Source organism: Mycobacterium lehmannii (assembly GCF_001499925.1).
GTDB classification, from domain to species: domain Bacteria; phylum Actinomycetota; class Actinomycetes; order Mycobacteriales; family Mycobacteriaceae; genus Mycobacterium; species Mycobacterium lehmannii.
This window is the reverse complement of sequence record NZ_LQIR01000020.1, coordinates 1-21,740: the sequence shown is the minus strand read 5'-3', so window position 1 is coordinate 21,740 and position 21,740 is coordinate 1. Positions and strand designations below refer to the sequence as shown.

Here is a 21,740-nt window from a genome sequence, read left to right as displayed (position 1 = left end):
CCTGCGGTCTAGTCGAGCGCGAAATCGATGACGCCTCGGATGATCTCGCCCTCTAACAGGTCTTCGTACGCGGTGTTGATGTCGTCGAGCCGATACCGGCGGGTGATCATCTCGTCGAGTTGGAGCAGGCCCGACTGGTAGAGGGTGGCCAGCCGGCCGATGTCGGATCGCGGGTTGCAGGAACCGAAGACGGTGCCGACGAGGTTCTTGTTCCACAGGATGAAGTCCTGCAGCGCGATCTTCGCCGATCGTGTCGTCTGGGCCGTCATCCCGGTCAGCACGCAGGTGCCGCCCTTGCGCGTCAGCTTCAGGTAGGCGTCGACGTCCTCGCCTGCGATCAGCGACGGCGCGGCAATCACGCTGTCCGCCATGACGCCGCTGGTGAGGTCGCGGACCAGATCGAGTGCTTCTGCAACGGTCGAGACACTGTGTGTGGCACCGAACTGCAGCGCTGCCTTCTGTTTGAACTCGACGGGATCGACGGCCACGATCTGCGCGGCGCCGTTGATTCGCGCGCCTTGGATCGCCGCGGTTCCGATGCCACCGGCCCCGATCACCACGACGGTGTCACCGCCGCGCACGTTCGCGCGGTTGGCCGCCGAACCGTAGCCCGTCGGGACCGCGCAGGACAGCAGCGCGCTCGTGACGAGCGGCAGGTGCGGGTCGACCTTGACCAGCGAGTGCACCGACACCACGGTGTGCTCGGCGAAGGCGCCGACCTTCGACAGATGGCCGAGTGGACGGCCGTCGGCGGTGTGGTGGCGAAAGGTCTGGTCGGTCGGCATGCCTGGCACCATCGTCCCGGCGCCCTCGTCGCACAGGTACTCCAACCCGGAGGCGCACCAGCGGCATCGCCCGCACACCGCGACGAACGACATCACGACGTGGTCGCCGACCGCGAATTCGGCGACACCCTCGCCGATCTCGACCACCCTGCCGGAGCCCTCATGGCCCCCGATCATCGGGAACATCGGCGTCAGACCGTACTGGCGGGCGATCTCGTTGGAGACCGACATGTCGCCCTTGAGGATGTGATCGTCGGAGTGGCACAACCCGGCCGCGGCCATCTCGACGAGCACCTCACCGGCTCGCGGCGGGTCGAGTTCGAACTCTTCGACCGACCACGGACCGCCGACGTCGTGCAGAATCGCCGCCCGGCTCCTCATCGTGTCGGGCGGAAGGTAACCGGCAGATGGATGGGCGAGCGGAACGGCAAACCGGCGAGCCGCGTGTCCTCATCGACCTGCAGTTCGAAATCCGTTGCGCGGTCGAACAAGCTGGTCAACATCACGCGGGTCTCCACTCGGGCCAGATGCATTCCCAGACAGCTGTGCAGCCCACCGGCGAACGAGGTGTGAGCACGCCGCGGGCGGTGGATGTCGAATACATTCGCGTTTTCCCAACGCTTTTCGTCGCGGTTTGCCGATCCGATACAGAGGTTGACCTGTGCGCCCTTCGGTATGGGGACGCCGTGGATTTCCACGTCGCACGTCGTGGACCTCGGAACCGTCACCAACGGCGTCTCGAAACGCAACCCCTCCTCGAACGCGGCTCCGATCAGCTCACGGTTGCGTTGGACCGCCTCGAGTTGGTCAGGGTGCGTCAACAGCAGATACAGCAGGTTGCCCGACGACCGGTAGGTGGTCTCCAGCCCGGCGGGCAGCAACAGCCGCAGAAACGAGATGATCGCCTCGTCGGTCAGCCGCTCACCGTCGATCTCAGCACCGACCAGGTCGCCGATGACGTCGTCGGTCATCCGGCGGCGCCGCTGGTCCACCTGCTCCTGGAAGTACGCGCCGAGTTCGACCGAAGCGGTCAATCCTGCCTCGATGTCTTCGGTGATCGAGATCAGTTCGAGTGAGAGGCGGCGGAACATCTCCAGATCGTCTTGCGGGAGCCCCAACAGCTCTGCGGTGACGCGGGTCGGGAACTCGAAGGTCACCGCCTTGACCAGATCGACCTCGCCGTCGTCGATGAACTCGTCGACCAGCTTCTCGCAGATCGGGACAATCACCTCGGGTTCCCACTGAGCCAGCGCGGTCTGCCGGAACGCCTTGGCCACCAGGCTGCGGTGGTCGTGATGCTGCTTGCCGTGCATCCCGAGGATCGTCGGGCCGAACACCAACTCGATGGTGCGGTGGTACACCTCCGAGCCGTAGACGTCGCTGTCGCGGAAGGCGTTGTACACGCTGTCGTAGTCAAACAGCGTCCATTCCTCCGGTGGCAGCAACTCCGGCGGGATGTCGGTGGTGTCCATGATCGTGCCGCGCCACACCGGCTCCGTCGTGCGCATGCGCTCGAAGAAACCGTAGGGATCGCCGGCCACATCGGGAGCGGTCTGGTCATCCGAACGGGTGCTGATCGTCACCTTGCCTCCCGGCAGCGGGGTGGGCGCTCTACCCGCCCATCTTTACTATTTTAGGTAATCCAGGTCAAGGTAAGCGAAGGAACGGCGGAGCCATCGAAATCACGTGTTGGCGCGGCGTTGTGCCTCGAGGGGGACGACGGGCGGACGGGCCGACGGTCCGCGCGTGATCGCATGCAACCTGATCTCCGGCACGTCCACCGCCGGGTCGACGGTGTCGAGCCAGGCGACGGCGTCGGCCACATCCGCTGCCCGGATCGCGTACATCTCGAACGGCACGTCCTGAAGCATCTCGGTCTCGACGGGCCCGGGAGTGACGACGTGCACGTTGATCCCGTCGCGGTCGACCTCCTGCGCCAGCGCGCCGGCGAACGCGTTCATGCCCGCCTTCGCCGCCGAGTAGGCGGTGCGGGCGCGCATCGGCTCATGCGCCGCCGACGACGAGATGAACACGAACCGCGAGCCGGCCCGCATCCGTGGGAGCGCGGCCGACGTCACCACGAAGCAGGAGTCCAGGTTCGCCGACATGGTCGCGCGCCACTGCTCGAAAGTCTGTTTGCGGGCGTACGTTCCACCGAGGATCCCCGAGGCGTGCACTAGCAGGTCGATGGTGCCTGTCGCCTCGACGGCGGGGGCGAACCCCGACGGCAGGCTCGCGTCGGCGACGACGTAGCGTGCGCCCATCTCCTCGGCGGCGGCCCGCAGCGGCGCCTCCCGCCGTGCCGTCAACACCACGTCGTAACCGAGTTCGGCGAGCTTGCGGCCGCACGCCTTGCCGATACCACCGCTACCGCCGGTGATCAAAGCCGTTCGCACACAATGCCTTTCAAGCGGTCTAACGCTTCCGCTGCGCGAGCGCCTGCGGTGACAGTGCGACGATCCGTTGTTCGGGATTTCCTGCCAACAGGTAGGTCTGAGTGTCGGCCACGTGCTTGGCGGCCAGCTTGCGGGCGCGTTCGTCGTCACCCGCCTCGATCGCGTCGGCGATCTTGGTGTGGACGGTCAACGCGATGCGGCGCTTGTTCATCGCCGGGTACTCGCCTTTGGCGGCGCTGTCTTCGGCCCACCAGTTCAGGTGCCCGGTCCACAGTGTCTCCAGGCTGCCGACGACCGCGATCATCGTGTGGTTACCGCAGCCGCGGACGATCTCGTCGTGGAACTGCCCGCCGATCTCGGTGAATCGCGCTCCGTCGTCGATGTGTTCGGCCATCGCCGCATTGAGGTCCCGGAGTTTGGGGATGAGCGTCTTACCGCGGTCGGGTCTGCGCGCGGCGAGCGCCGCACACATCGGATCGAGTTCCTGTAGCGCCGTGCCGAGGTCGGCGAGCGGCACGTAGTCACTCTGCAACAGCAGGCCAAGCATGTAGGCGGCGCTGGCTTTGGCGGGCGCGTGCACGACCGCTCCGCCACGGTTGCCTCGACGCACCGATACGAGGCCTTCAGTCTCCAGAATTCGCAAGGCTTCTCGTAACGACACCAGGCTCACGCTGAACTGCTCGACGAGCACTTCCTGACGCGGCAGCAGGTCACCGTCGTTGAGCTCACCCTCGATGATCTGGCGGCGCAGCTCGTCGGCGACGATCTCCGCTGTGCGGCGCGCCCCGAGGCGGCGACGTGCCTCGGGCCCGATTCCCAGTGTTGTCATATCTTAGCAATATTAACAGTGATAGCCCGACCACCTGCAGCGTTGCCGTGCCATGCGCCGATGGTCACTAAGATGACGGCGGACCGGGAGGTATGCGTGGGCGACGGTGTGAGTGGCACGGTAGCCACCCCGCTGCACGATGTGCGTGTCCTCGAGATCAGCGACCGCATCGCCGGGGCGTACTGCGGCAAGCTTCTTGCCGACGCGGGCGCCGATGTGGTCAAGGTCGAACCACCCGAAGGAGATCCGCTGCGCCGGGTCACGGTCAGCGACAGCACGCTACATGACGACGCCGACTCACCGCTGTTCTGCTATCTCAACGCCGGAAAGCGGAGCGTCACAGCCATTTCGAGTCATCTTCTGTCGTGCGCCGACATCATCGTGGTGACCGCCGGACAGGCCACGGCCCGACGGTACGGTGTCGACCCCGACGCGCTGCTGGCGGCCTCGCCCGGATGCATAGTCGTCTCGATCTCGGACTTCGGCTGGACAGGGCCGTGGTCTGGGCGGCCCGCCACCGAATTCACGCTGCAGGCCGCGTCGGGGCTCACCGGGTTTCGTGGCGATCCGGCGGGTCCGCCGATCTCGATCGGCGGAGACCTGGGGGAGTACATGGGTGGTACGTGGGCCGCCTACGGTGCGCTGGCTCTGCGGCGGCGCGTACGTGACGGCGGAGCGGGTGGCCACCTCGACATGTCGATGCTCGAGGCCATCACGCTGATGCAGAGTGGGGAATGGCTGCATTCGGCGCTCCTGCAAGTCCCGCCCGTGCGGCGGTCGGTGGAGGTGCCGTCCATCGAACCCGCCAAGGACGGCTACGTCGGTATCAGCATGGTGACCGGCCAGCAGTGGCTGGACTTCGCCGCGATGGTCGACTGCCCGGAGTTTACGGAGATCGCCCAGTTGCAGTTCCAGATCGGCCGGTGGGACTACCGCGACTGGATCCGCGAACGCATCGACCCGTGGATGAGGGAACGCACGGTCGCCGAGATCGTCGAACTGGGACAGCTGTTCCGGTTGCCGTTGGCGCCGTTGGGCAACGGCGCGACCATTCCGTCTATGGATCACCTTCGCGAACGCGGGGTCTACATCGACAACCCGGCCGGGTTCCGCCAGCCGAGGCCCCCGTGGCTGATGTCGAGCGCGCGTCCCGCACCGGTGGCCACCTCACCCGCGGTCGGGGACGGTGACGATGAAAGGCTCTGGGAATTACGGGATCTGCGTGCCGAATCGGCGCCGACCGAGCGCATGCCCCTCGCGGGGGTGCGGGTCGTCGACTTCACCGCGTTCTGGGCCGGTCCGGCTGCCACCCATTCGTTGGCTGCGTTCGGCGCGGACGTCATCAAAGTCGAATCCATCCAGCGCCCGGACGGTATCCGCTATTCGGGCGGGATGCGCAAGGACGTCGACGACTGGTGGGAGTACGGCTGGGTCTTCCACGCGATGAACACCAACAAGCGGTCGGTCACCCTCGATCTGCAGTCCGAGGAGGGGCTTCGGCTGGTTCGGCGCCTGATCGGCGGGGCGGACGTCGTGGTGGAGAACTTCTCGCCGCGCGTGATGGAGCAATTCGGCCTCGACGCAGCGGAACTGCTCGCCCTCAATCCGCGCCTGGTCGTGGTGCGGATGCCCGCGTTCGGATTGACCGGACCCTGGCGCGACCGCGTCGGTTTCGCTCCGACGATGGAGCAGATCGCCGGCCTTGCCTGGGTCACTGGGATGCCCGACGGCCCACCGATCGCCCCGCGCGGAGCCTGTGATCCGCTCGCCGGTGCGCACGCCGCCTTCGCGACGCTCGCTGCACTCGAGTTCGCCGACCGTACCGGTGAGGGTCAGCTCGTCGAGGTGCCGATGATCGAAGCGGTGCTCAACGTAACAGCCGTTCAGACGATCGAATACGAGGTGTTCGGGCGGGTGATGGAACGACGAGGCAACCGGGGGTACGGGGCGGCCATACAGGATGTCTATCGGTGCGCAGGCGACGACAGCTGGATCGCACTTGCCGCGCGCACCGAAGGCGAATGCGCCGCGCTGGCCGACCTCACCGGGGCAGCGGAGCTCGAGACCTGGCTTGGCGCACGCGACGCCGAAGCCGCCGCGGAGGAGTTGGTACGTGCGGGCGTGCCCGCCGCGGTCGTGGTGTCGCCATCACTCGTCACCGAGAACCCTCAACTGCGGCACCGCGGGTTCTTCGAACGCCTCGACCATTCCCGTACCGGGGAAAACCTCTACCCGTGCCCACCGTTCACGCCGCTGGCCGACAGCGAAAACTGGCTGCAGCGCCCACCGCCGACACTCGGTGAGCACAACGCCGAGGTCCTCACCACACTGTGCGGTCTGACCGCAAGCGACCTGGAGCGGCTCGAGGCCCAGGGTGTCATCGGTTCGCGCCCGAAGGGGTTGTGAATCAGCGTCGCCGCAACGAGATCGGCATCGAGTGGTAGATCGTCATGTTGTTGGTGAGGCTCGGATAGGTGACGTCGACCCGCCCGAGCGTGATGTCCTCGGCCCTGCACAACACCTCGTCGAGCACAGCGCGAATCTCCGCCCGGGCCAGCACCGCACCGAGGCAGTGGTGCGGTCCGCCACCGCCGAAAGCCACGTGCGGGTTGTCCGTACGACCGATGTCGAATGCGAACGGATCGGCGAAGACGTCCTCGTCGCGGTTGGCCGACCGCAACATCGACACCACGCGTTCGTCTCGGGGGATGGTGACGCCGTCGATCTCGACATCGACCTTGGTGACCCTGCTCCAGAACGCTACCGGGGTGGACCATCGCAGCACCTCTTCGACCGCGGACTGGCGCACCGATGGGTCCGCGCGGTAGCGCTCGATCTGGTCGGGATTGTCGACGAACGCCCGGAGCCCGTAGGCCAATGCGTTCTTCGTGGTGTCGCTGCCCGCGAACGCGATCACGAAGAAGAAGATGTCGAGCTCGGTGGTCGGAATCGACAGTTGCTCGCCGTCCTCGTCGGTCACCACGGCCGTGGCCAGGGTGCTCCAGATGTCGTCGGTGGGTCGCAGGCGCTTTGCGGCGGTCAGTTCCGAGGCGTAGGTGAAGACCTTGCCGAACAGCTCGAGATGCTGCTGTTCGGCCTCCCGTCCCGACGAGGCCGAATTCGCCTGCAGGATCAGGTCGAAGGTCTCGAAGATCTCCGGTCTGTCCTCCTCGGGTATGCCCACGATGTCACCGATCACCGACATGGGCAGAACATCGGCGACATCAGCGATCCAGTCGCCGCCGCCGCGCTCCAGCAAGTGGTCGATCAGGCCGGCGGCCCTCGTGCGGATGTCCTGTTCGAGCTTCCCGATCGCCTTCGGGGTGAACGCGTGTGACATCACCCGGCGCCGCTTGAGTAGTTCGGGCGGATCCATGTTGATGATCGTCGGGAACGCACCCACCGCACCCACACCCTGGATCAGCGGTCCCTCGGCGGCGGTGAACGATTCGGTGTCACGGTGGATGCGGTGCATGTGATGCACCTTGGTCGTCATCCAGAAGTCGCGCTTCAGCGTCGCCGCCACCCGGTCGGTGAGTTCGTGTTTGAAGATCGGTCGCTCGCGCCGCAGCTCTGTGAACAGCGCGTCGGGAAAACCGTTCTGCCACAACGCCGGATCGGACAGGTCGACCGGAGTGGTCGCTGTCATGCGCGGTTCCCTTCGCCGTCCTTGACCCAGAATGCCTAAAATAGTAAAAATAGGCAACGGACAGCGCCGCTGAGCCCGGCTGGTGCGTGCGCGGACGGAGTTGCGATGGCGGATACGGTCGACGATCCCACCCTCGACCCGTCGGAGCGCGAGTTCGGGCCCAGCGGAATCAGCCTGTCGACCTACCGGTTCCCGACCGGATGGTTCATCGTCGGGTTCTCCTCGGACCTGGCCGACGGTCAGGTCAAACGCGCCCACTACTTCGGCGAGGAGCTGGTGATCTTCCGGACGCAGTCGGGTCGGGTCAACGTGCTCGACGCCTACTGTCAGCACCTGGGCGCGAACATGGGCGTCGGCGGCACCGTCGAGGGCGAGAACATCGTCTGCCCGTGGCACGGCTGGCAGTGGACCGGTGAGGGCACCAACGCGCTGATCCCGTACAGCAAGATCGGCTGCAAACAGAACGTACGGATCAAGCGCTACCCGTGCACCGAGTGGTACGGCTTCATCCTCGTCTGGCACGAACGTCACGGCCGCGCGCCGTACTGGCAGCCACCGGTGTTACCCGAACTCGAGACCGACGAGTACTACCCGCTGCACCCCCACACCCGGATGGTCAACAGGGTCAAGGTGCATGCGCAGATGATCATCGAGAACGCGGCGGACCCCTACCACGTCCAGTACGTGCACAAGGCGGCCAATCCCGCCAACACCGCGTCGTTCGAAGTGTCCGGCTACCACCTGCATGCGACGGTGAACGCGAATTTCGGTGGGGGACGGGCCAAGACGTGGCTCACCCCGAACGGGCCGGTGGACGCGAAGATCATCTACGACAACTATTCGCTGGGCCTCGGCGTCGTGCGCTTCCCGTCGGAGCTGGTCGCCACCGTCCAGGTGACCGGCCAGACGCCGGTCGACGAGGACTACACCGATTACTTCTACACTCAGGCATCCATCCGCGAAGCCGGTGATCGCGGCGACAAGCCCACCGGCCGGGCGGCGAAGTTCTTGCAGCTGCAGCAGGAAGTCATCAAACAGGACTTCTTCACCTGGGAGAACATGAAGTACCTGGAGAAACCGAACCTTGCGCCCGAGGAGGCCCGCGACTACGCCGCGCTGCGCCGCTGGGCGCACCGGTTCTATCCCGGCACCCAACCGTCGGCGACCGACTTCGGGTACACGGCAACCGGCGAACCCGACCCGTCCGCGGCGCAGGTGTGATGTCCACGGACCGGGCATGGCGCGTGGAGCCTGCGGCTTTCGGCGTCCAACGGTTCACGGTCGCTTCGGTTCTCGACCGCCGTGCCGACCAGTTCGGCGACGAGGTGATGATGTCGATCGACGGTGCGCCCATCACGTTCGCCCAGATGCGCGACCGGTCCTGCGCCGCCGCAGCGATGCTGGCCGACCGCGGCGTGCGCAGCGGTGACACCGTCGCGCTGTTCGCCGGCACCTGTCCGGAGTGGGTGTACTTCTGGCTCGGCGCCGCCCGGTTGGGCGCGGTGAGTGCGGCGGTCAACGCCGCGAACAAGGATGATTTCCTGTCGAACGCGCTGAACGTGTCGCAGGCCAGGCTGGTGGTGACCGACGAGGCCCGCCGCGTTCGACTCGCCGAGGTGGTCGACCAGCTCGACGCTCCGGCGGCGACCCTGCTGATCGACGATTCGGTCGCCGCGCAATTGAGCACAGCGCACGGTGCCACCTGCCCGACGGTGCACACCGATGCCGACGACGTAGGCGCGCTGTTCTTCACCTCGGGAACCACCGGTGCGTCGAAGGCGGTGGCGACCACGTGGCACTACCTGTTCGTCGCGGCTGCCACCGTCGCGTCGGCGTGGGAGTACGGCCGCGGCGACGTGATCTGGACGGCGATGCCGCTGTTCCACCTCAGCGCCGCCCCGACGGTGCTGGCGCCGATGCTCGTCGGCGCCACCAGCGTGTTGGCGAGCGCGTTCCACCCCGCCGAGGTGGGCGACGAGCTGCGGGCCTGTGGCGCAGCAGGGTTCGCCGGGGCGGGTGCGATGGTGTCGATGCTGTGGACTCTGCCGCCCGACCCCCGCGACGCGCAGCTCGGGATCCGCTTCATCTCGGCTGCACCCATTTCGGCTGAGCTGTACCGCGCGATCGAGGACCGGTACCGGTGCCGCGTGGTGACGATGTACGGGCTGACCGAGGCGTTTCCGATCGCATACAAGGCGGTTTCGGACGACGGCGTCCCGGGTACGTCAGGACAAGTCAACCCGGCCTTCGAGGTACGCATCGTCGACGGGGACGGCAGCCCCGTCGCCGTCGGGGTGACGGGTGAGATCGCGTGCCGGCCGCGGACAGCGCATGTGATGAGCGAGGGGTATGTGTCGTCCGCGCCCGGGCACCGCGGCCTGCGGGTCGAACCCCACCCGGAGTGGTTCCGGACGGGCGATCTGGGTTACCTCGACAACAACCGCAATCTGACGTTCGTCGACCGCGCCAAGGACTCCCTGCGCAGGCGTGGGGAGAACGTGTCCTTGGTCGAACTCGAGCAGGTGGTGATGCAGCACCCGGCGGTCGCCGAAGCCGCCGCGGTCGCCGTCCCGAGCGATTTGGGTGAGGACGACATCCTCGTCGTCGTGGCTGTTCGTCCCGGCGTGACGGTCGACCTTCCCGAGCTACTGGACTTCTGCGCGGCGCGCATGCCGTACTTCTGCGTGCCCCGGTACCTCGAAGTGCTGGACGAGATTCCGAAGAACGTCATCGGGCGGGTGCGAAAGGATCTTCTACGACAACGCGGCCTGAGCTCGGCGGTGTGGGACCGAGAAGCCCACGGCTACCTCGTGAGTCGGTGAAGGAGTCACACGATGGCATTGAGCTACCAACAGCAGTACGTGCTCGACGGGCTGGCGGGGCGGGCAGGAATCCTCAACCTCGACGCCAGGCACAACCGGTTGTTCTCCAGCGGTGACCTGGCCGGCTGGCTCACCACCTTCCGGCATTCCGGTGCGACCTACACCAGGGGCGAGGAGTCGTTCACCACCCTTGCCGACGCTTTCGACGGCGGCAACGGTCGGCGACTGGTCACCGTCGACCACGACATCACCGTCGACGGCATCGAAGCGAGTCAACAGTGCGTCGCATTGCTGTTCTGCAACAACGAACTCCAGGCCACCGGCAGCTACACCGACCGTCTCGTCTACGAGCGCGGCGGGTGGTACTTCGCCTCGCGCCGACTGGCGTGGGATGCGGTTCCGCGTGAGAGCGCGCTGCCGGGGTGACCGAGACTGTCCGCTACGAGCTGGCGTTCGGCACGTATGACGACGCGTTGCAGATGGTCGGCACACGCACGGAGCCGCGCTACGCAGGGACCGCGGTGAGCGCGGCACGCATCCAGCACTTCGCGGCCATGGTCCACGACTCCAATCCGGGTTACTGGGACGACGATTTCGCCCGCCGCCAGTGGGGCGGGTTGCTGGCCCCGCCCGGGCTGCTGATGGGATGGCTGATCCCGCCGCCGTGGCTGCCGAACGGCCGACCGCCGGTCGCCGCGATTGCGATTCGCGTGCCGCTGCCCGGGACCACGTTCATCAACGCCGCCAACGACGCCGAGTTCCCCTGCGCCATCGTGGAAGGGGATCGCTTGCACCTGATCGAGGAGGTCGTGTCGGTCTCGCCTTCAAAGCGCACCCGCCTCGGGATCGGCCACTTCGTGCAGACGTGCGACGAGTTCCGCCGCGACGACGGCACCTTGGTCGCCGTCAACCGCAACACCTTGTTCCGGTTCACACCCGAGGCGCAAGCGTGATGGGAGAGGACGGCGTGCAATGGGAGCGGGTCACGGTCCCCACGGACCTGCCGGAACTCGTGGACCACATCGACTACCAGCGCGTCGTGATGAACCCCGGTGCGACGTGGGATTACTTTCCGGGACACTACGATCCGCGCTACGCCAAACAACAGGGGTATCCGACGATCTTCGTCAACACGATGCACGTCGCCGGATTCGTCGACCGCATCGCCACCGACTGGGCCGGCCCCTACAGCCGGGTGCTGCGCCGCAAGATCACCCTGCTGGGCTCCATCTACGCCGGCGACTCGATGGTGGGTCGCGGGCGCGTCGTGGCCAAGCGGGACAGCGGCCTTCTCGATCTGCAGATCACCGTGACCAACCAACGCGGAGAGCTGTGCTGCCCGGCGGAGCTGACGCTCGAGCTGTCACGTTAGGTCGGGCATCTTGTCCGCGCTGATGGTCGTCTGCAACTCGACGTACTCAGACAGTCCCTCCGCGCCGAACTCGCGTCCGATTCCGGACTGCTTGAACCCGCCGAACGGCATGGTCGTATCGAGCGTGTACATGTTGATCCCGTAGGTACCGGTCCGAATCTGCGCGGCGATCTCCAGCCCGTGCGCGATGTCGGCCGTCCAGACCGAGCCTGCCAGTCCGTAGTCGCTGTCGTTGGCGATCCGAATCGCGTCGCGTTCGTCGGAGTACGTCAGCACGGTCAGCACCGGCCCGAAGATCTCCTCGCGGGCGATACGCATCTCGTTGGTCGCGTCGGTGAACAGCGTGGGCTGGACGTACCATCCGCGCTCACGCGGTGAGTCGGTGCCGCCCAACACCATTCGGGCCCCCTCGGTGAGCCCCGCGTCGATGTAACCCTGCACCCTCTGCTGTTGACGTTGCGCCACCAGCGGGCCGATGTCGGTGGCATCGTCGGCGGGATCACCCACTTGAAGCCCCGACATCATCGCGCTCAGCGCGTCCACCACATCGTCGTGTCGGCGTTCGCTCACCAGGATCCGCGTCTGCGCGACGCACGCCTGCCCGTTGTTCATCAGGCTGGCCGTCTTCAAATGCTCGACCGTGCGGTCGATGTCGGCGTCGTCGAGGATGATCGCCGCCGACTTGCCGCCCAACTCGAGGCTGACGCGTTTGAGTTGCTCCCCGCATACGGCGGCGATATGGCGTCCGGTGGCCGACGAACCGGTGAATGAGACCTTGTCCACCCCGGGGTGACGCACCAGGTGCTCACCGGTGTCGCGTCCGCCGGGAAGGACCGAGACGACGCCTTCGGGGAGGTCGACTTCCTCGAGCATCTCGGCCAGCCACAGCGCGTCGATGGGCGTCTCGGGAGCCGGTTTGACCACGACCGCGCAGCCCGCGATGAGCGCCGGAATCATCTTCGGCATGATGAGGAACTGCGGCACGTTCCACGGCACGATTGCACCGACCACGCCGACGGGTGCGCGCCGAATCTGGACGTCGCCGAACAACCCTCGGCGCCGCTCGATCCACGGGAACTCCTTCGCGGTGGCCAGGGTCAGATGCATCTGGGCCAGCGCACCGGTGGCCTGCCCCAGCCGGCTGAAGCTGCGCGGCGAGCCCATCTCCGCGGTGATGAGGTCGGCCATCTCGTCGGTGTGAGCCGCGTAGACCGTGGCGAGCTTCTCGACCTTCTCCATGCGTTCGTCGACGGTCATCCGCGGCCACGGGCCCGCGTCGAACGCCTTGCGCGCGGCCTGCACCGCGCGGTCGACATCGCCGGCGGTGGCCTCCGGTGTCTCGCCGATCCGCTCCTCGGTGTGCGGTGAGATGACCGCGATACGTTGCCCGGTGGCCGGCGCTTCCCATCGGCCGCCGATGAAAAGCCGTTCGTATGTCAGCGATCTCATGACGCGCCTCCTCGTCGACCCACGGGCGACTTTCGCATCGAGCGCACCCTACGCCCGCCAAAGTCACTATTTATGCAAACTTAGCAAAATGGCGCGCCGAGACCGTGCGCCCACTCGGGCGCGAAACGGCATTCCGGCAGGCGTCCACTCGAACTTTCCCTGCCGGAATGCCATTTCGTGAAATAGGGGCGAGTGTTGCGAAAACCGCGGGTGATGGCTCTCGCGGGCGTATCGTCCGCTCAGAGTCGGCGATGATAGGGAGGTCATCGATGGCGCTCGTGAAGTGGCTGTCATTGCGCCGGGCTACCTGGGCTGCAGCGACGGTGGCCGCCGCGATGCTGCCGGCCCTCGCTGCCGGCGGTGCGAGCCCAACCGCACAGGCCTTTTCGAATCCGAACCTTCCGATCGAACACCTGGAAGTGCCGTCGGCGGCGATGAACCGCACCGTCCGCGTCGAGTTCCTCGGTGCCGGCGACGACTCACCGGCGTTGTATCTGCTCGACAGCATGGAGGCGGGCGACGACCTCAACGGCTGGGACATCAACACCCAGGCCTTCGACTGGTATGACGGCTCCGGCATCTCGGTGGTGATGCCCGTCGGCGGCAAGTCGAGCTTCTACTCCGACTGGTATGCGCCCGCGGTCGGCAACGGCACGACCTACACCTACAAGTGGGAGACCTTCCTCACCCAGGAACTTCCGGCGTGGCTGGCCTCCAACAAAGGGATCCGGCCGACCCGCAACGCCGTGGTCGGGTTCTCGATGGGCGGTTCGGCGGCGCTGATCCTGGCGGCCTACCACCCGCAACTGTTCAGTTACGCCGGATCGCTGTCGGGCTTTCTGAACCTGTCCGCGCCCAACGGCCCAGGTCAGGTCAGGGTCGCCCAGATGTGGAACGGCGGCTTCGATCCCGCCGCGATGTGGGGCCCACCCGGCGATCCGGCATGGGCCCGCAACGATCCCACGGTGCAGGCCGGTCGGCTCGCCGCCAACGGAACGCGCGTCTGGATCTACTGCGGCGACGGCACACTCACCGATCCCGCGCTGACCAACCCCGACGCACCCATCGCCGGCCTCGGCTTCCTCGAGGGCTTCGCGATCGAGTCGAACCGGGCGTTCGTCGACGCATACATCGCCGCCGGCGGGAACAACGGCGTCTTCAACTTCCCCGCGGGCATCCACAGCTGGGGCTATGCAGGCCAGCAGTTACAGCAGATGAAACCCGATATCCAGCGAGTGCTCGAAGTCCAGCCGACAAACCAACAGTGAAGCGGCGCACACGGTTTCGCGCTAGGCGTCGTCGTCGGGAGTGGAGTCGGGATCGGATGCGTCCAAGACGCTGACCGCGATGCCGTACGGCAGGAAGCGCACCTTGCGGGTGGGATCGGTGTTGTTCTTGTTGGCCCGCAGCGCATCCAACTCGGTGGGGTAGACCTGCTCGATGTGCGCACCGCCGTCGTCGTCCACGGTGTAGATCGCCCACACCCCGTCACCGGTCTCCCCGGTGGTCTCCGGCTCGCGTCGCGGCCGTGACGAGCGGGTGAACTCGTCGACCAGGTTGGCCCAGCCCGCGCGTTCTCCCGACGTGCTGAAGAACCTGCCGAAGCCGTCGAGCGCGTCACGCAGACCCTCACCGGCTTCGCGCACGACGCGGTCGAATTCCTCGGGGTCGAACCCGAACGGGCCGTTGCTGCTCATGGTGCCTCCTCCTGGGGCGCCCGCACCTGTGCGCGGTATCGCTTCCAGTGTGCCCGCATGCGGGGAAGTAGTCGACTGAAGCGATCCCGAAGTGGTAGGCAACCTCTATGGCCATCTCCCGGGCCGACGCCCTGGCCGCCGTCGAGCGATCCCCGGCCGCGGTCGCCGTTCACGACCGCGAGGCGTGGGTGGCCGCCTTCACCTTCGACGGGATCATCGAAGACCCGGTGGGTTCGCAACCGCACCGTGGGACGGCGGCCATCGCCCGCTTCTATGACACCTTCGTCGGTCCGCGCGACATCGCGTTCCATCGCGACGTCGACATCGTCGTCGGCTCGACCGTGATCCGCGATCTGGAGCTGGAGGTGCAGATGGCGGCCGGTTTGACGATGCGGATTCCCGCCTACCTGCGCTACCACGTCGAAGTCGACGCGGACGAGCTGAAAATCGCTGAGCTGTCAGCCTATTGGGAACTTCCGGCGATGGTCGGGCAGTTCCTCAGAGGTGGGATCCGATCGGTGCCCGCCGGGCTGCAACTGTCGCGGGGGCTACTGACGAACCAGGGCATCGTCGGGGCGCTCGGCTTTCTCGGCGGCTTCCGTGGGATCGGCCCCCAGGGCAAGCGACGGTTCGACGAGTTCCTGGCGGCCGCCCATGCCGGTGACGAGGTCGGACTGCGGCGCTGGTTGGGCGGCGGCGCACAGATCACCGCAGGTGAGCACGCGCCGATGGGCAGCACCGAGCTGCTGTCCCGGCTGACCGGCGCCCGCTCGCGCAAACTGATCGGTTCGGGTCACAGCCTGGTGTGCGGCATCGAGGGCGCCGGGTCGCGCGATGTGCTCATTGCCGACGTGGCGGCGAAACCGTTCTCGATCAGGCGAATCCGCTACTACGCCGCACCGGTGGGCTGAACCACCCGACGTTTCGGCTCCTCGGGCCGGGGCAACCCGGCAACCATGCGACACACTGATTCACGCGAGATCGCCGTTGTGGGCGTTGTCCTGGCCGCGGTGCTGGCGTCGTGCCTGATCCTTCCGACAATCGGACGGCTCGCGACGCTCGACCAGATATGGGCGGCCGCCGCGATCCTGGGCATCCCGACCGTCGCGGTGCTCACTGCCACCGGTTACCGGTACTACGGGCCTGCCCGCAGCATGGCCGTCGCAGTGGTCGTGATGAGCGTCGCGCTGACCGCGAGCTGGGTGTTCTCGGTCTACGTGGTGGCCGCCGCGATGAGCGGTTCGACGACAACGCTGGCGATGGGGGTCCTGCTGTACGGGACACCGGCCCTCATCGTGGCGGTGCTGGGGCTTTTGGCGCTCAAGTTGGTGCCTCCCCGGTCTCCGTCGAGGGACCGTTTGACCACCTCCACGGCGGGTAATCCGGCCGCATGACTCCGCGCGAAGACGACGACACCAGCGAAGAGGGCGTCACCGAGGACGACCACGTGGCAACCTCGCGCGCCGGCAAGGACAGCGGCGACGACGACGGCACCTACGTCGGCCAGACGTTCTCCGACGACGCTATCGATGCGGAGGAGAGCGGGGCCGAGGCACGCAGCAACGACGGTCGTTGACGGCGGGCACACGGGTCGCAGAACGGTCGCGGGAACGTCGCGAGAGGCGTGTACGAGGTGTCTCGATTCGGTCGCGGCGGTCGCGTCGCGTGCAGCGCGAACTGGGCGCGTGAGACTGTATGAGCACCATGCCTGTCGACGATGAGCCCACCGAGATCACCTACGAGGAATTCGGCCGCAGATTCTTCGAGGTCGCCGTGACCGAGCAGCGCGTCGGCAGCGCCATCGCCGACATCGCCGGCGACGAGTTCGAGATGGGCCCGATCGCTCAGGGTCCGGGCAAGATCGCGAAGGTCACCGCCAAGGTGCGGATCCAGGAACCGCGACTCACCCGCCACGTGGGCCCGATGATCACGTTCGCCATCCGCATCCCTCTGGAGATCGACATGATGGTCGATCTGCGCATCGACAAGCCGAAGTTCATGGTTTTCGGCGAGATCGCGCTGAATGCGACCGCACGCGCCGCGGAACCGTTGCTGTTGATCCTCGACGTCGAGAAACCGCGGGCCTCCGACATCTCCATCCACGTCACGTCCAAGTCGCTGCGGGGCGAGATGGTCCGCATTCTCGGTGGCATCGACGCCGAGATCCGGCGGTTCATCGCCGCCCACGTCGCCGGCGAGATCGACAGCCCGGCCTCCCAGAAGGCCAAGGTGATCGACGTGGGCTCAACCATCGACACCGCCTGGACGGGCGTCTGAGGGTTCCACAGCGTAGGCTTCCCGGGTGTTTAGCAAACCCGTGTCGGCGCTCGCGCTGACCTCCGGACTTCTCGCCGCAGCGGCCGTGGTGGCCGCGCCCGCGCAGGCCGACCCCGTCGACGACGCGTTCCTCAACGCGGTGTCCGAGGCAGGCGTCGTCATGAGCGATCCGAGCAGTGCCGTCGCCGTCGGCCAGCAGGTGTGTCCCATGCTGGCCGATCCGGGCCAGAACGCCGCCAACGTCGCGGCCAAGGTCGCCGAAATGGGCGGCATGTCGCTCGGTCCGGCGACCATGTTCACCGGCATCGCCATCTCGATGTTCTGCCCCGCAATGGTGTCGTCGATCGGCAGCGGTAACTCGCCGATTCCGCTGCCGTTCCTCGGGATCTAGACCCCGCCAAATCTGCTACGGACGCAGGGCCGCCGTCACCCGCTCGACGCCGGCACCGGCCGCGAGGTCACGGTGTCGTGCGGTCACCTCGGCGCCGCCAGTGCGCAGCACATCGACGACGTCGGCCACGACACCGGCCTTCTCGGCGCTGACCTCCGCCCCGAGAGCCCACCACGCCATCAGCGCGTCGAGCCCGCGCCCCGGGTCGGCGCCGTGGTCCACGAGCGCCGCGACGGTCGCGGGCAGCGCGAGCCGCGCGGCCCTGTCGATGGGGTGAGTGCCGTCGGGCAGTGCTGCCTGAACCGGCGCGCCGGCATGCACCAGGGCGCGCACCACTTGCGGGTTGACGTTGTCGGCGTCGCTGCTGAGCACGTGCAGCGGTGTCGCGCCCTCGGAGTCGAGCACCGCCGGGCAGACGCCGTTGGCCAGGGCGTGGTTCAGCGCCACCGTACGACCGTTGCGCACGATCTCGTGCAGGATCGTGGTGTAGCGCTCACCGTGAGCCGACAACTCGATGCGGCGTCCCGCGTCGGCGCCGGCATCGATCAACGCCACCGCGATGCCCAACCCGGGGGAGCGCACCGCATACCAGAGCGGTGATGCACCACACGCATCCACCGGATCGGGATCGGCACCCATCGCGAGCAGCTCGATCACCGCCGAGTCGCCGCGCTGCGCCCGGCGAAACAGGTCAAGGACATCCGGTGGTAGCGGCTGGGTCCAATCCGGTGGGTCGACGCCGAGCGCGGTCAGCGCCCTCAACGAAGCCTCGCGTTTGGGACCGAGGTCGTACCAGGGCCACGGACCTTCGCCTCGGGCGATGAAATCGGAGACCGGCATGCGGGTTTCGGTGGTATTCGGCCGTTCGCCGTCGGCGTAGTGGGTCTGGAAGACCACATCGGCGCCGTCTGACAGGATCACGACCCGTGCGGGCCCGTCCTGATACCGGGCGAGTTCGGCCACAGCCAGGATTGTGCCCAAACGCGAAGAGGGGCACCCTTGCGGGTGCCCCTCTCGTGCCCTCTTGCACGAACCGGCTACTTCACGTCTACGTAGACGAGACGGTCCTGATGCGTGATGAAGTTATGGCTGCTCCCGATCACGGGGCTGCCCGCATCGATCCGGGTGAAGGTGGGGCCCTCGCGGACCGCGACCACCTCGGCCTCGCTCAGCGGGGCGGTGCCCACCTGAGTGACGACGACCCGGTACCCCTCAGACTTGAGCTGGTTGATGGTGTCCTGTGCGTTCTGCGCCCCCGAAGGTGCGGCGGCCACCGGTGCGGCCAGCCCGATCAGGGCGGTTGCCAGTCCGCTAGCTACAGCTGCGATTCCAATCTTCTTCATATGCTGCCTCTTTTCATGTCTGCGAGCCACCGAAGCGGTCTTCCGCCAATTGATTTCGGGGTTGCACGCGTTCGATCGGCTCATAGGGGGCAACGAAGAAGGAGCCGGCTTAATTCCCTGGCAGGAAATGGTCGAAAGAATGGCAGATTTTAAGCGGCGCAACGTTGTTCGGTGTGCGCAATAACCTCAGAGCAGGCGGCCCAACCGGCTCAGTTGCAGCGGACGGCCGACGACGCTCAACTGTCCGAGAATGTCCTCGAGTCTGGTCAGCGGCAGGTCCATCCGCCACTCCGCCACCGACGCCGACAGCCGTACCACGCCCGGTGCGAAGCTGATTCCGGTCAGTCGGACACCGTGCGGCAGTTCGGGCAGCCGCACGGGATAGGCCGGGGTCCGCGCCGGCAGCGGACAGCGGGTCCGGCGAAAGGCGATGCAACGTGGTTTGAGCCACAGCGTCGAGCCGTCCAGATGGGCGTCGACCTCGAGGTGGCCGGCCCCCGGCCGTCGTGCAAGGCGCAGCCGGGCCACACCGTCGGCGCCGATCGCGCCCGCGAGCCTCGGCGCGGCCCAACGGAACACGTCGTCGAGAACCGGCGCCGGAATCTCCAGCGTCAGCTCGACGGGCGCCGCGACCAGGACCGGTGGTGCCGTCGGTCGTATGTGGACGTTGTGCAACACCGCGGTGGCATGGTCGAACCGGGCCTCGTTGCACCGGATGTCGCGCGCGGCCAGCCGGACGTCGTTGAGCTGGCCGACCGACAGGCCGCGGGAGTCGAGGTGCGAGTCGAACTCGGTGACCGTCAGCGTCAGGTCCGCATCGTCGAGTTTGACGCTGAGCCGCCTGCCCACCACCAGCCGGCGCACGGTCATGAACAGCGTGCGGTACGCCGCGGCGGCGCCTGTGGTGACCGGCGTCACCGCGGCCGACGACCTCAACGCGGTCAACATGTCGATGGGACGGAACGGATCGAATCGGCGCAGAGGTTCCGGGCGCGTCATGCCTCCAGCATTCCCCGCCGGGACCGGTTCCGTACAGTCGGGCCCATGACCTCCGTGGTAATCGTCGGCAGCGGCTTCACCGGTTTCGAATGTGCGCGCACACTGGCCAAGAAATTGCGTAAAGAGCGCCCCGACGTCGAGATCTCACTCATCTCACCGGTCGACTACATGCTGTACACGCCGCTGTTGCCGGACGTCGCGGGCGGGTTGGTCGATGCCCGCTTCGTCGCGATCCCGCTGGCCAACGCCTTACGCGGCGTGCAGGCGATCCGCGGCCGGGTCGACGAGGTCGACTTCAAAGGACGCACCGTCACGTTCACCGATCCCGAGGAACGGTCGCGCGCGCTGTCATGGGATCGGCTGGTGCTGACCCCCGGTTCGGTCACCAAGCTGTTCGACGTGCCCGGCCTCGCCGAGCACGCGCGTGGTCTCAAGTCGACCGCCGAGGCGCTGTATCTGCGCGATCACGTGATCCAGCAGCTCGAACTGGCCGACGTCGACGACGATCCGGGCCGCCGTCAGGCGCGGCGCACGATCGTCGTCGTCGGCGCGTCGTACTCGGGGACGGAACTCGCGGTGCAACTGCGGGCGCTGGCCGATTCGGCCGCAAACCAGATGGGCTTCGACCCGAGCGAGGTCACGTTCCTACTGCTCGACCTCGCCGAGCAGGTGATGCCGGAAGTCGGGGAGAAGTTGGGCGCTGCGGCGCAGCGTGTGCTCAAAGAGCGTGGCATCGATGTCCGGCTGGGCGTCACGCTCAAGGAAGTGCACGCCGAACACGTTGTGCTCAGCGATGATTCGCTGATCCGCACCCATACCGTGGCGTGGGTCACCGGTGTGACGGGTGCGCCGCTGATCGAAAAGCTCGGGCTGCCGACCGAGCGCGGTCGGCTGAAAGTGACCACGGAGCTCCAGGTTCCCAGCCATTCCGGGGTATTCGCCGGGGGCGATGCCGCCGCGGTGCCCGACGTCACCCAGCCGGGCAAGATCACGCCGCCGACCGCCCAGCACGCCACGCGGCAGGGAAAGGTGTTGGCGCGCAACGTCGCAGCCAGCCTCGGTGTGGGCAAGCCGAAGCGTTACAAGCACCGCAACATGGGGCTGGTCGTCGACCTGGGCCCGCGCTACGCCGTGGCCAATCCGCTCAACATCCAGTTGTCCGGCTTTCCCGCCAAGGTCGTGACCCGGGCCTACCACGTGTACGCCATTCCGCGGTTCGTCAACCGCTGGGCGGTCACACTGGCGTATCTGACCGATGCGTTCTTCGACCGGCCCGTCGTCTCGTTCGGGCTGTCCACGCAGGAGGACGCGGAGTTCTCGGCCAGCGAGGGTATTCCGACGCCCAAAGCCGGCTGATTCAAACCCGTTGAACCGGGGAACTGTGTCGGCATGGCTACTTATCGCGTGCTGAATCCCAAGGGCGAGGTTGTCGACACCAAGGACATCGAGAGCGCCGACGACGCCCACGCCTGGTTCGTCGACCAGAAGGCCGACCCCGAGCTCGGCTGGCGCATGGAGGTCAAGAACGACGATGGCGACTGGGACTTCTTCGACAGCAGCGAGGGCGACCGCAAGTACTAGCGCTGACAGGCTCGTGCCACTCGCCGTCCGCCACCGACCGCTTTTGTACGCCTGGGCGCGGTGTGTCGCGGTGCAGACACCTTCGTAAGTGGTGTTTGTCAATGGTGGTTGGGGTGGCCTGCGCCGGTCCTGGTCTCAACGTAGTGCGTC

General features: G+C 66.9%; 24 protein-coding genes. 14 read left to right on the top strand and 10 right to left on the bottom strand.

Annotated elements, in window-relative coordinates:
• Positions 1-8: 8 nt before the first annotated feature.
• From AU192_RS12280 to AU192_RS12265, 4 genes are all read right to left on the bottom strand, one after another.
• A complete protein-coding gene (locus AU192_RS12280; protein ID WP_064396467.1) occupies positions 9-1,166 on the bottom strand; it encodes a Zn-dependent alcohol dehydrogenase in 1,158 nt (385 codons plus the stop codon).
• A complete protein-coding gene (locus tag AU192_RS12275) occupies positions 1,163-2,368 on the bottom strand; it encodes a cytochrome P450 (RefSeq protein ID WP_064396465.1) in 1,206 nt (401 codons plus the stop codon). The genes AU192_RS12280 and AU192_RS12275 overlap by 4 nt, the downstream gene beginning before the upstream one ends.
• A gap of 99 nt (positions 2,369-2,467) precedes the next feature.
• Complete coding sequence (locus tag AU192_RS12270) at positions 2,468-3,181, bottom strand: SDR family NAD(P)-dependent oxidoreductase (protein ID WP_064396463.1); 714 nt, start codon at positions 3,179-3,181, stop codon at positions 2,468-2,470.
• Between the two features lie 19 nt (positions 3,182-3,200).
• Positions 3,201-4,010, bottom strand: coding sequence for a FadR/GntR family transcriptional regulator (locus tag AU192_RS12265; RefSeq protein WP_064396461.1), 810 nt, complete (start codon positions 4,008-4,010; stop codon positions 3,201-3,203).
• Between the two features lie 72 nt (positions 4,011-4,082).
• Here AU192_RS12265 and AU192_RS12260 point away from each other — a divergent pair, with 72 nt between their 5' ends.
• Complete coding sequence (locus AU192_RS12260; protein ID WP_064396459.1) at positions 4,083-6,416, top strand: CaiB/BaiF CoA transferase family protein; 2,334 nt, start codon at positions 4,083-4,085, stop codon at positions 6,414-6,416.
• A gap of 1 nt (position 6,417) precedes the next feature.
• On the opposite strand, the gene AU192_RS12255 is transcribed toward AU192_RS12260, so the two are convergent.
• Positions 6,418-7,659, bottom strand: coding sequence for a cytochrome P450 (locus AU192_RS12255; protein ID WP_064396456.1), 1,242 nt, complete (start codon positions 7,657-7,659; stop codon positions 6,418-6,420).
• A 105-nt stretch (positions 7,660-7,764) separates the two neighbouring features.
• Here AU192_RS12255 and AU192_RS12250 point away from each other — a divergent pair, with 105 nt between their 5' ends.
• Genes AU192_RS12250 through AU192_RS12230 form a run of 5 tightly spaced genes read left to right on the top strand, consistent with a single transcriptional unit; the run spans position 7,765 to position 11,853 of the window.
• On the top strand, positions 7,765-8,880 hold the full coding sequence (locus tag AU192_RS12250; protein WP_064396454.1) for an aromatic ring-hydroxylating oxygenase subunit alpha: 1,116 nt from the start codon (positions 7,765-7,767) through the stop codon (positions 8,878-8,880).
• Complete coding sequence (locus AU192_RS12245; RefSeq protein ID WP_064396452.1) at positions 8,880-10,481, top strand: AMP-binding protein; 1,602 nt, start codon at positions 8,880-8,882, stop codon at positions 10,479-10,481. The genes AU192_RS12250 and AU192_RS12245 overlap by 1 nt, the downstream gene beginning before the upstream one ends.
• Positions 10,482-10,493: 12 nt before the next feature.
• Positions 10,494-10,907, top strand: a complete 414-nt coding sequence (locus AU192_RS12240; protein WP_064396450.1) for a nuclear transport factor 2 family protein — start codon at positions 10,494-10,496, stop codon at positions 10,905-10,907.
• A gap of 53 nt (positions 10,908-10,960) precedes the next feature.
• Positions 10,961-11,434, top strand: a complete 474-nt coding sequence (locus AU192_RS12235) for a MaoC family dehydratase (RefSeq protein WP_064396531.1) — start codon at positions 10,961-10,963, stop codon at positions 11,432-11,434.
• Positions 11,434-11,853, top strand: coding sequence for a MaoC family dehydratase (locus AU192_RS12230; protein ID WP_064396448.1), 420 nt, complete (start codon positions 11,434-11,436; stop codon positions 11,851-11,853). The genes AU192_RS12235 and AU192_RS12230 overlap by 1 nt, the downstream gene beginning before the upstream one ends.
• On the opposite strand, the gene AU192_RS12225 is transcribed toward AU192_RS12230, so the two are convergent.
• Positions 11,845-13,302, bottom strand: a complete 1,458-nt coding sequence (locus tag AU192_RS12225; RefSeq protein WP_064396446.1) for an aldehyde dehydrogenase — start codon at positions 13,300-13,302, stop codon at positions 11,845-11,847. The two genes, AU192_RS12230 and AU192_RS12225, sit on opposite strands and share 9 nt — an antisense overlap.
• A 269-nt stretch (positions 13,303-13,571) precedes the next feature.
• On the opposite strand from AU192_RS12225, the gene AU192_RS12220 reads away from it, so the two are divergent.
• Positions 13,572-14,570 (top strand): esterase family protein, encoded by a 999-nt coding sequence (locus AU192_RS12220; protein WP_064396445.1) that lies wholly within the window; start codon positions 13,572-13,574, stop codon positions 14,568-14,570.
• Between the two features lie 21 nt (positions 14,571-14,591).
• Here the strand turns inward: AU192_RS12220 and AU192_RS12215 are convergent, their stop codons facing one another.
• Positions 14,592-14,999 (bottom strand): hypothetical protein, encoded by a 408-nt coding sequence (locus AU192_RS12215; protein WP_064396443.1) that lies wholly within the window; start codon positions 14,997-14,999, stop codon positions 14,592-14,594.
• A 107-nt stretch (positions 15,000-15,106) separates the two neighbouring features.
• Here AU192_RS12215 and AU192_RS12210 point away from each other — a divergent pair, with 107 nt between their 5' ends.
• The 5 genes from AU192_RS12210 (at position 15,107) to AU192_RS12190 (ending at position 17,667) form a co-directional block, all read left to right on the top strand.
• Positions 15,107-15,910: a nuclear transport factor 2 family protein gene (locus AU192_RS12210; RefSeq protein ID WP_064396441.1), complete on the top strand. Its 804-nt coding sequence runs from the start codon at positions 15,107-15,109 to the stop codon at positions 15,908-15,910.
• Between the two features lie 45 nt (positions 15,911-15,955).
• The gene (locus tag AU192_RS12205) at positions 15,956-16,393 is read left to right on the top strand and encodes a hypothetical protein (RefSeq protein ID WP_064396439.1); all 438 of its coding nucleotides are present in this window, start codon (positions 15,956-15,958) and stop codon (positions 16,391-16,393) included.
• Positions 16,390-16,575: a hypothetical protein gene (locus AU192_RS12200; protein WP_064396437.1), complete on the top strand. Its 186-nt coding sequence runs from the start codon at positions 16,390-16,392 to the stop codon at positions 16,573-16,575. Before AU192_RS12205 ends, AU192_RS12200 begins: the two co-directional genes overlap by 4 nt.
• Before the next feature lie 119 nt (positions 16,576-16,694).
• The gene (locus tag AU192_RS12195) at positions 16,695-17,276 is read left to right on the top strand and encodes a hypothetical protein (RefSeq protein WP_207544936.1); all 582 of its coding nucleotides are present in this window, start codon (positions 16,695-16,697) and stop codon (positions 17,274-17,276) included.
• A gap of 25 nt (positions 17,277-17,301) precedes the next feature.
• The gene (locus AU192_RS12190; protein ID WP_064396435.1) at positions 17,302-17,667 is read left to right on the top strand and encodes a DUF732 domain-containing protein; all 366 of its coding nucleotides are present in this window, start codon (positions 17,302-17,304) and stop codon (positions 17,665-17,667) included.
• Between the two features lie 15 nt (positions 17,668-17,682).
• Here AU192_RS12190 and AU192_RS12185 read toward each other — a convergent pair whose 3' ends face one another.
• The 3 genes from AU192_RS12185 to AU192_RS12175 all read right to left on the bottom strand — a co-directional run bounded on the left by AU192_RS12185 (position 17,683) and on the right by AU192_RS12175 (position 20,009).
• Complete coding sequence (locus AU192_RS12185) at positions 17,683-18,630, bottom strand: ankyrin repeat domain-containing protein (RefSeq protein WP_064396434.1); 948 nt, start codon at positions 18,628-18,630, stop codon at positions 17,683-17,685.
• Positions 18,631-18,704: 74 nt separating this feature from the next.
• Positions 18,705-19,010 carry a hypothetical protein gene (locus AU192_RS12180; RefSeq protein ID WP_064396432.1) on the bottom strand — a complete coding sequence of 102 codons (306 nt, stop codon included), beginning with the start codon at positions 19,008-19,010 and terminating at the stop codon, positions 18,705-18,707.
• A 186-nt stretch (positions 19,011-19,196) separates the two neighbouring features.
• Positions 19,197-20,009, bottom strand: coding sequence for a hypothetical protein (locus tag AU192_RS12175; protein ID WP_064396431.1), 813 nt, complete (start codon positions 20,007-20,009; stop codon positions 19,197-19,199).
• A 45-nt stretch (positions 20,010-20,054) separates the two neighbouring features.
• Between AU192_RS12175 and AU192_RS12170 the strand changes: the two genes are divergently transcribed.
• Complete coding sequence (locus tag AU192_RS12170; RefSeq protein WP_064396429.1) at positions 20,055-21,365, top strand: NAD(P)/FAD-dependent oxidoreductase; 1,311 nt, start codon at positions 20,055-20,057, stop codon at positions 21,363-21,365.
• Between the two features lie 33 nt (positions 21,366-21,398).
• Entirely contained in the window at positions 21,399-21,590 is a 192-nt protein-coding gene (locus AU192_RS12165) for a hypothetical protein (RefSeq protein WP_064348755.1), read from the top strand.
• Positions 21,591-21,740: the final 150 nt, after the last annotated feature.

What these genes read in the sequence shown, in the direction of transcription:
- AU192_RS12280 (WP_064396467.1), bottom strand. Translation starts at nt 1,166, where the DNA reads ATGAGGAGCCGGGCGGCGATTCTGCACGACGTCGGCGGTCCGTGGTCG.
- AU192_RS12265 (WP_064396461.1), bottom strand. Translation starts at nt 4,010, where the DNA reads ATGACAACACTGGGAATCGGGCCCGAGGCACGTCGCCGCCTCGGGGCG.
- AU192_RS12260 (WP_064396459.1), top strand. Translation starts at nt 4,083, where the DNA reads ATGACGGCGGACCGGGAGGTATGCGTGGGCGACGGTGTGAGTGGCACG.
- AU192_RS12255 (WP_064396456.1), bottom strand. Translation starts at nt 7,659, where the DNA reads ATGACAGCGACCACTCCGGTCGACCTGTCCGATCCGGCGTTGTGGCAG.
- AU192_RS12250 (WP_064396454.1), top strand. Translation starts at nt 7,765, where the DNA reads ATGGCGGATACGGTCGACGATCCCACCCTCGACCCGTCGGAGCGCGAG.
- AU192_RS12245 (WP_064396452.1), top strand. Translation starts at nt 8,880, where the DNA reads ATGTCCACGGACCGGGCATGGCGCGTGGAGCCTGCGGCTTTCGGCGTC.
- AU192_RS12240 (WP_064396450.1), top strand. Translation starts at nt 10,494, where the DNA reads ATGGCATTGAGCTACCAACAGCAGTACGTGCTCGACGGGCTGGCGGGG.
- AU192_RS12235 (WP_064396531.1), top strand. Translation starts at nt 10,961, where the DNA reads ATGGTCGGCACACGCACGGAGCCGCGCTACGCAGGGACCGCGGTGAGC.
- AU192_RS12230 (WP_064396448.1), top strand. Translation starts at nt 11,434, where the DNA reads ATGGGAGAGGACGGCGTGCAATGGGAGCGGGTCACGGTCCCCACGGAC.
- AU192_RS12225 (WP_064396446.1), bottom strand. Translation starts at nt 13,302, where the DNA reads ATGAGATCGCTGACATACGAACGGCTTTTCATCGGCGGCCGATGGGAA.
- AU192_RS12220 (WP_064396445.1), top strand. Translation starts at nt 13,572, where the DNA reads ATGGCGCTCGTGAAGTGGCTGTCATTGCGCCGGGCTACCTGGGCTGCA.
- AU192_RS12215 (WP_064396443.1), bottom strand. Translation starts at nt 14,999, where the DNA reads ATGAGCAGCAACGGCCCGTTCGGGTTCGACCCCGAGGAATTCGACCGC.
- AU192_RS12210 (WP_064396441.1), top strand. Translation starts at nt 15,107, where the DNA reads ATGGCCATCTCCCGGGCCGACGCCCTGGCCGCCGTCGAGCGATCCCCG.
- AU192_RS12205 (WP_064396439.1), top strand. Translation starts at nt 15,956, where the DNA reads ATGCGACACACTGATTCACGCGAGATCGCCGTTGTGGGCGTTGTCCTG.
- AU192_RS12200 (WP_064396437.1), top strand. Translation starts at nt 16,390, where the DNA reads ATGACTCCGCGCGAAGACGACGACACCAGCGAAGAGGGCGTCACCGAG.
- AU192_RS12195 (WP_207544936.1), top strand. Translation starts at nt 16,695, where the DNA reads ATGAGCACCATGCCTGTCGACGATGAGCCCACCGAGATCACCTACGAG.
- AU192_RS12180 (WP_064396432.1), bottom strand. Translation starts at nt 19,010, where the DNA reads ATGAAGAAGATTGGAATCGCAGCTGTAGCTAGCGGACTGGCAACCGCC.
- AU192_RS12175 (WP_064396431.1), bottom strand. Translation starts at nt 20,009, where the DNA reads ATGACGCGCCCGGAACCTCTGCGCCGATTCGATCCGTTCCGTCCCATC.
- AU192_RS12170 (WP_064396429.1), top strand. Translation starts at nt 20,055, where the DNA reads ATGACCTCCGTGGTAATCGTCGGCAGCGGCTTCACCGGTTTCGAATGT.
- AU192_RS12165 (WP_064348755.1), top strand. Translation starts at nt 21,399, where the DNA reads ATGGCTACTTATCGCGTGCTGAATCCCAAGGGCGAGGTTGTCGACACC.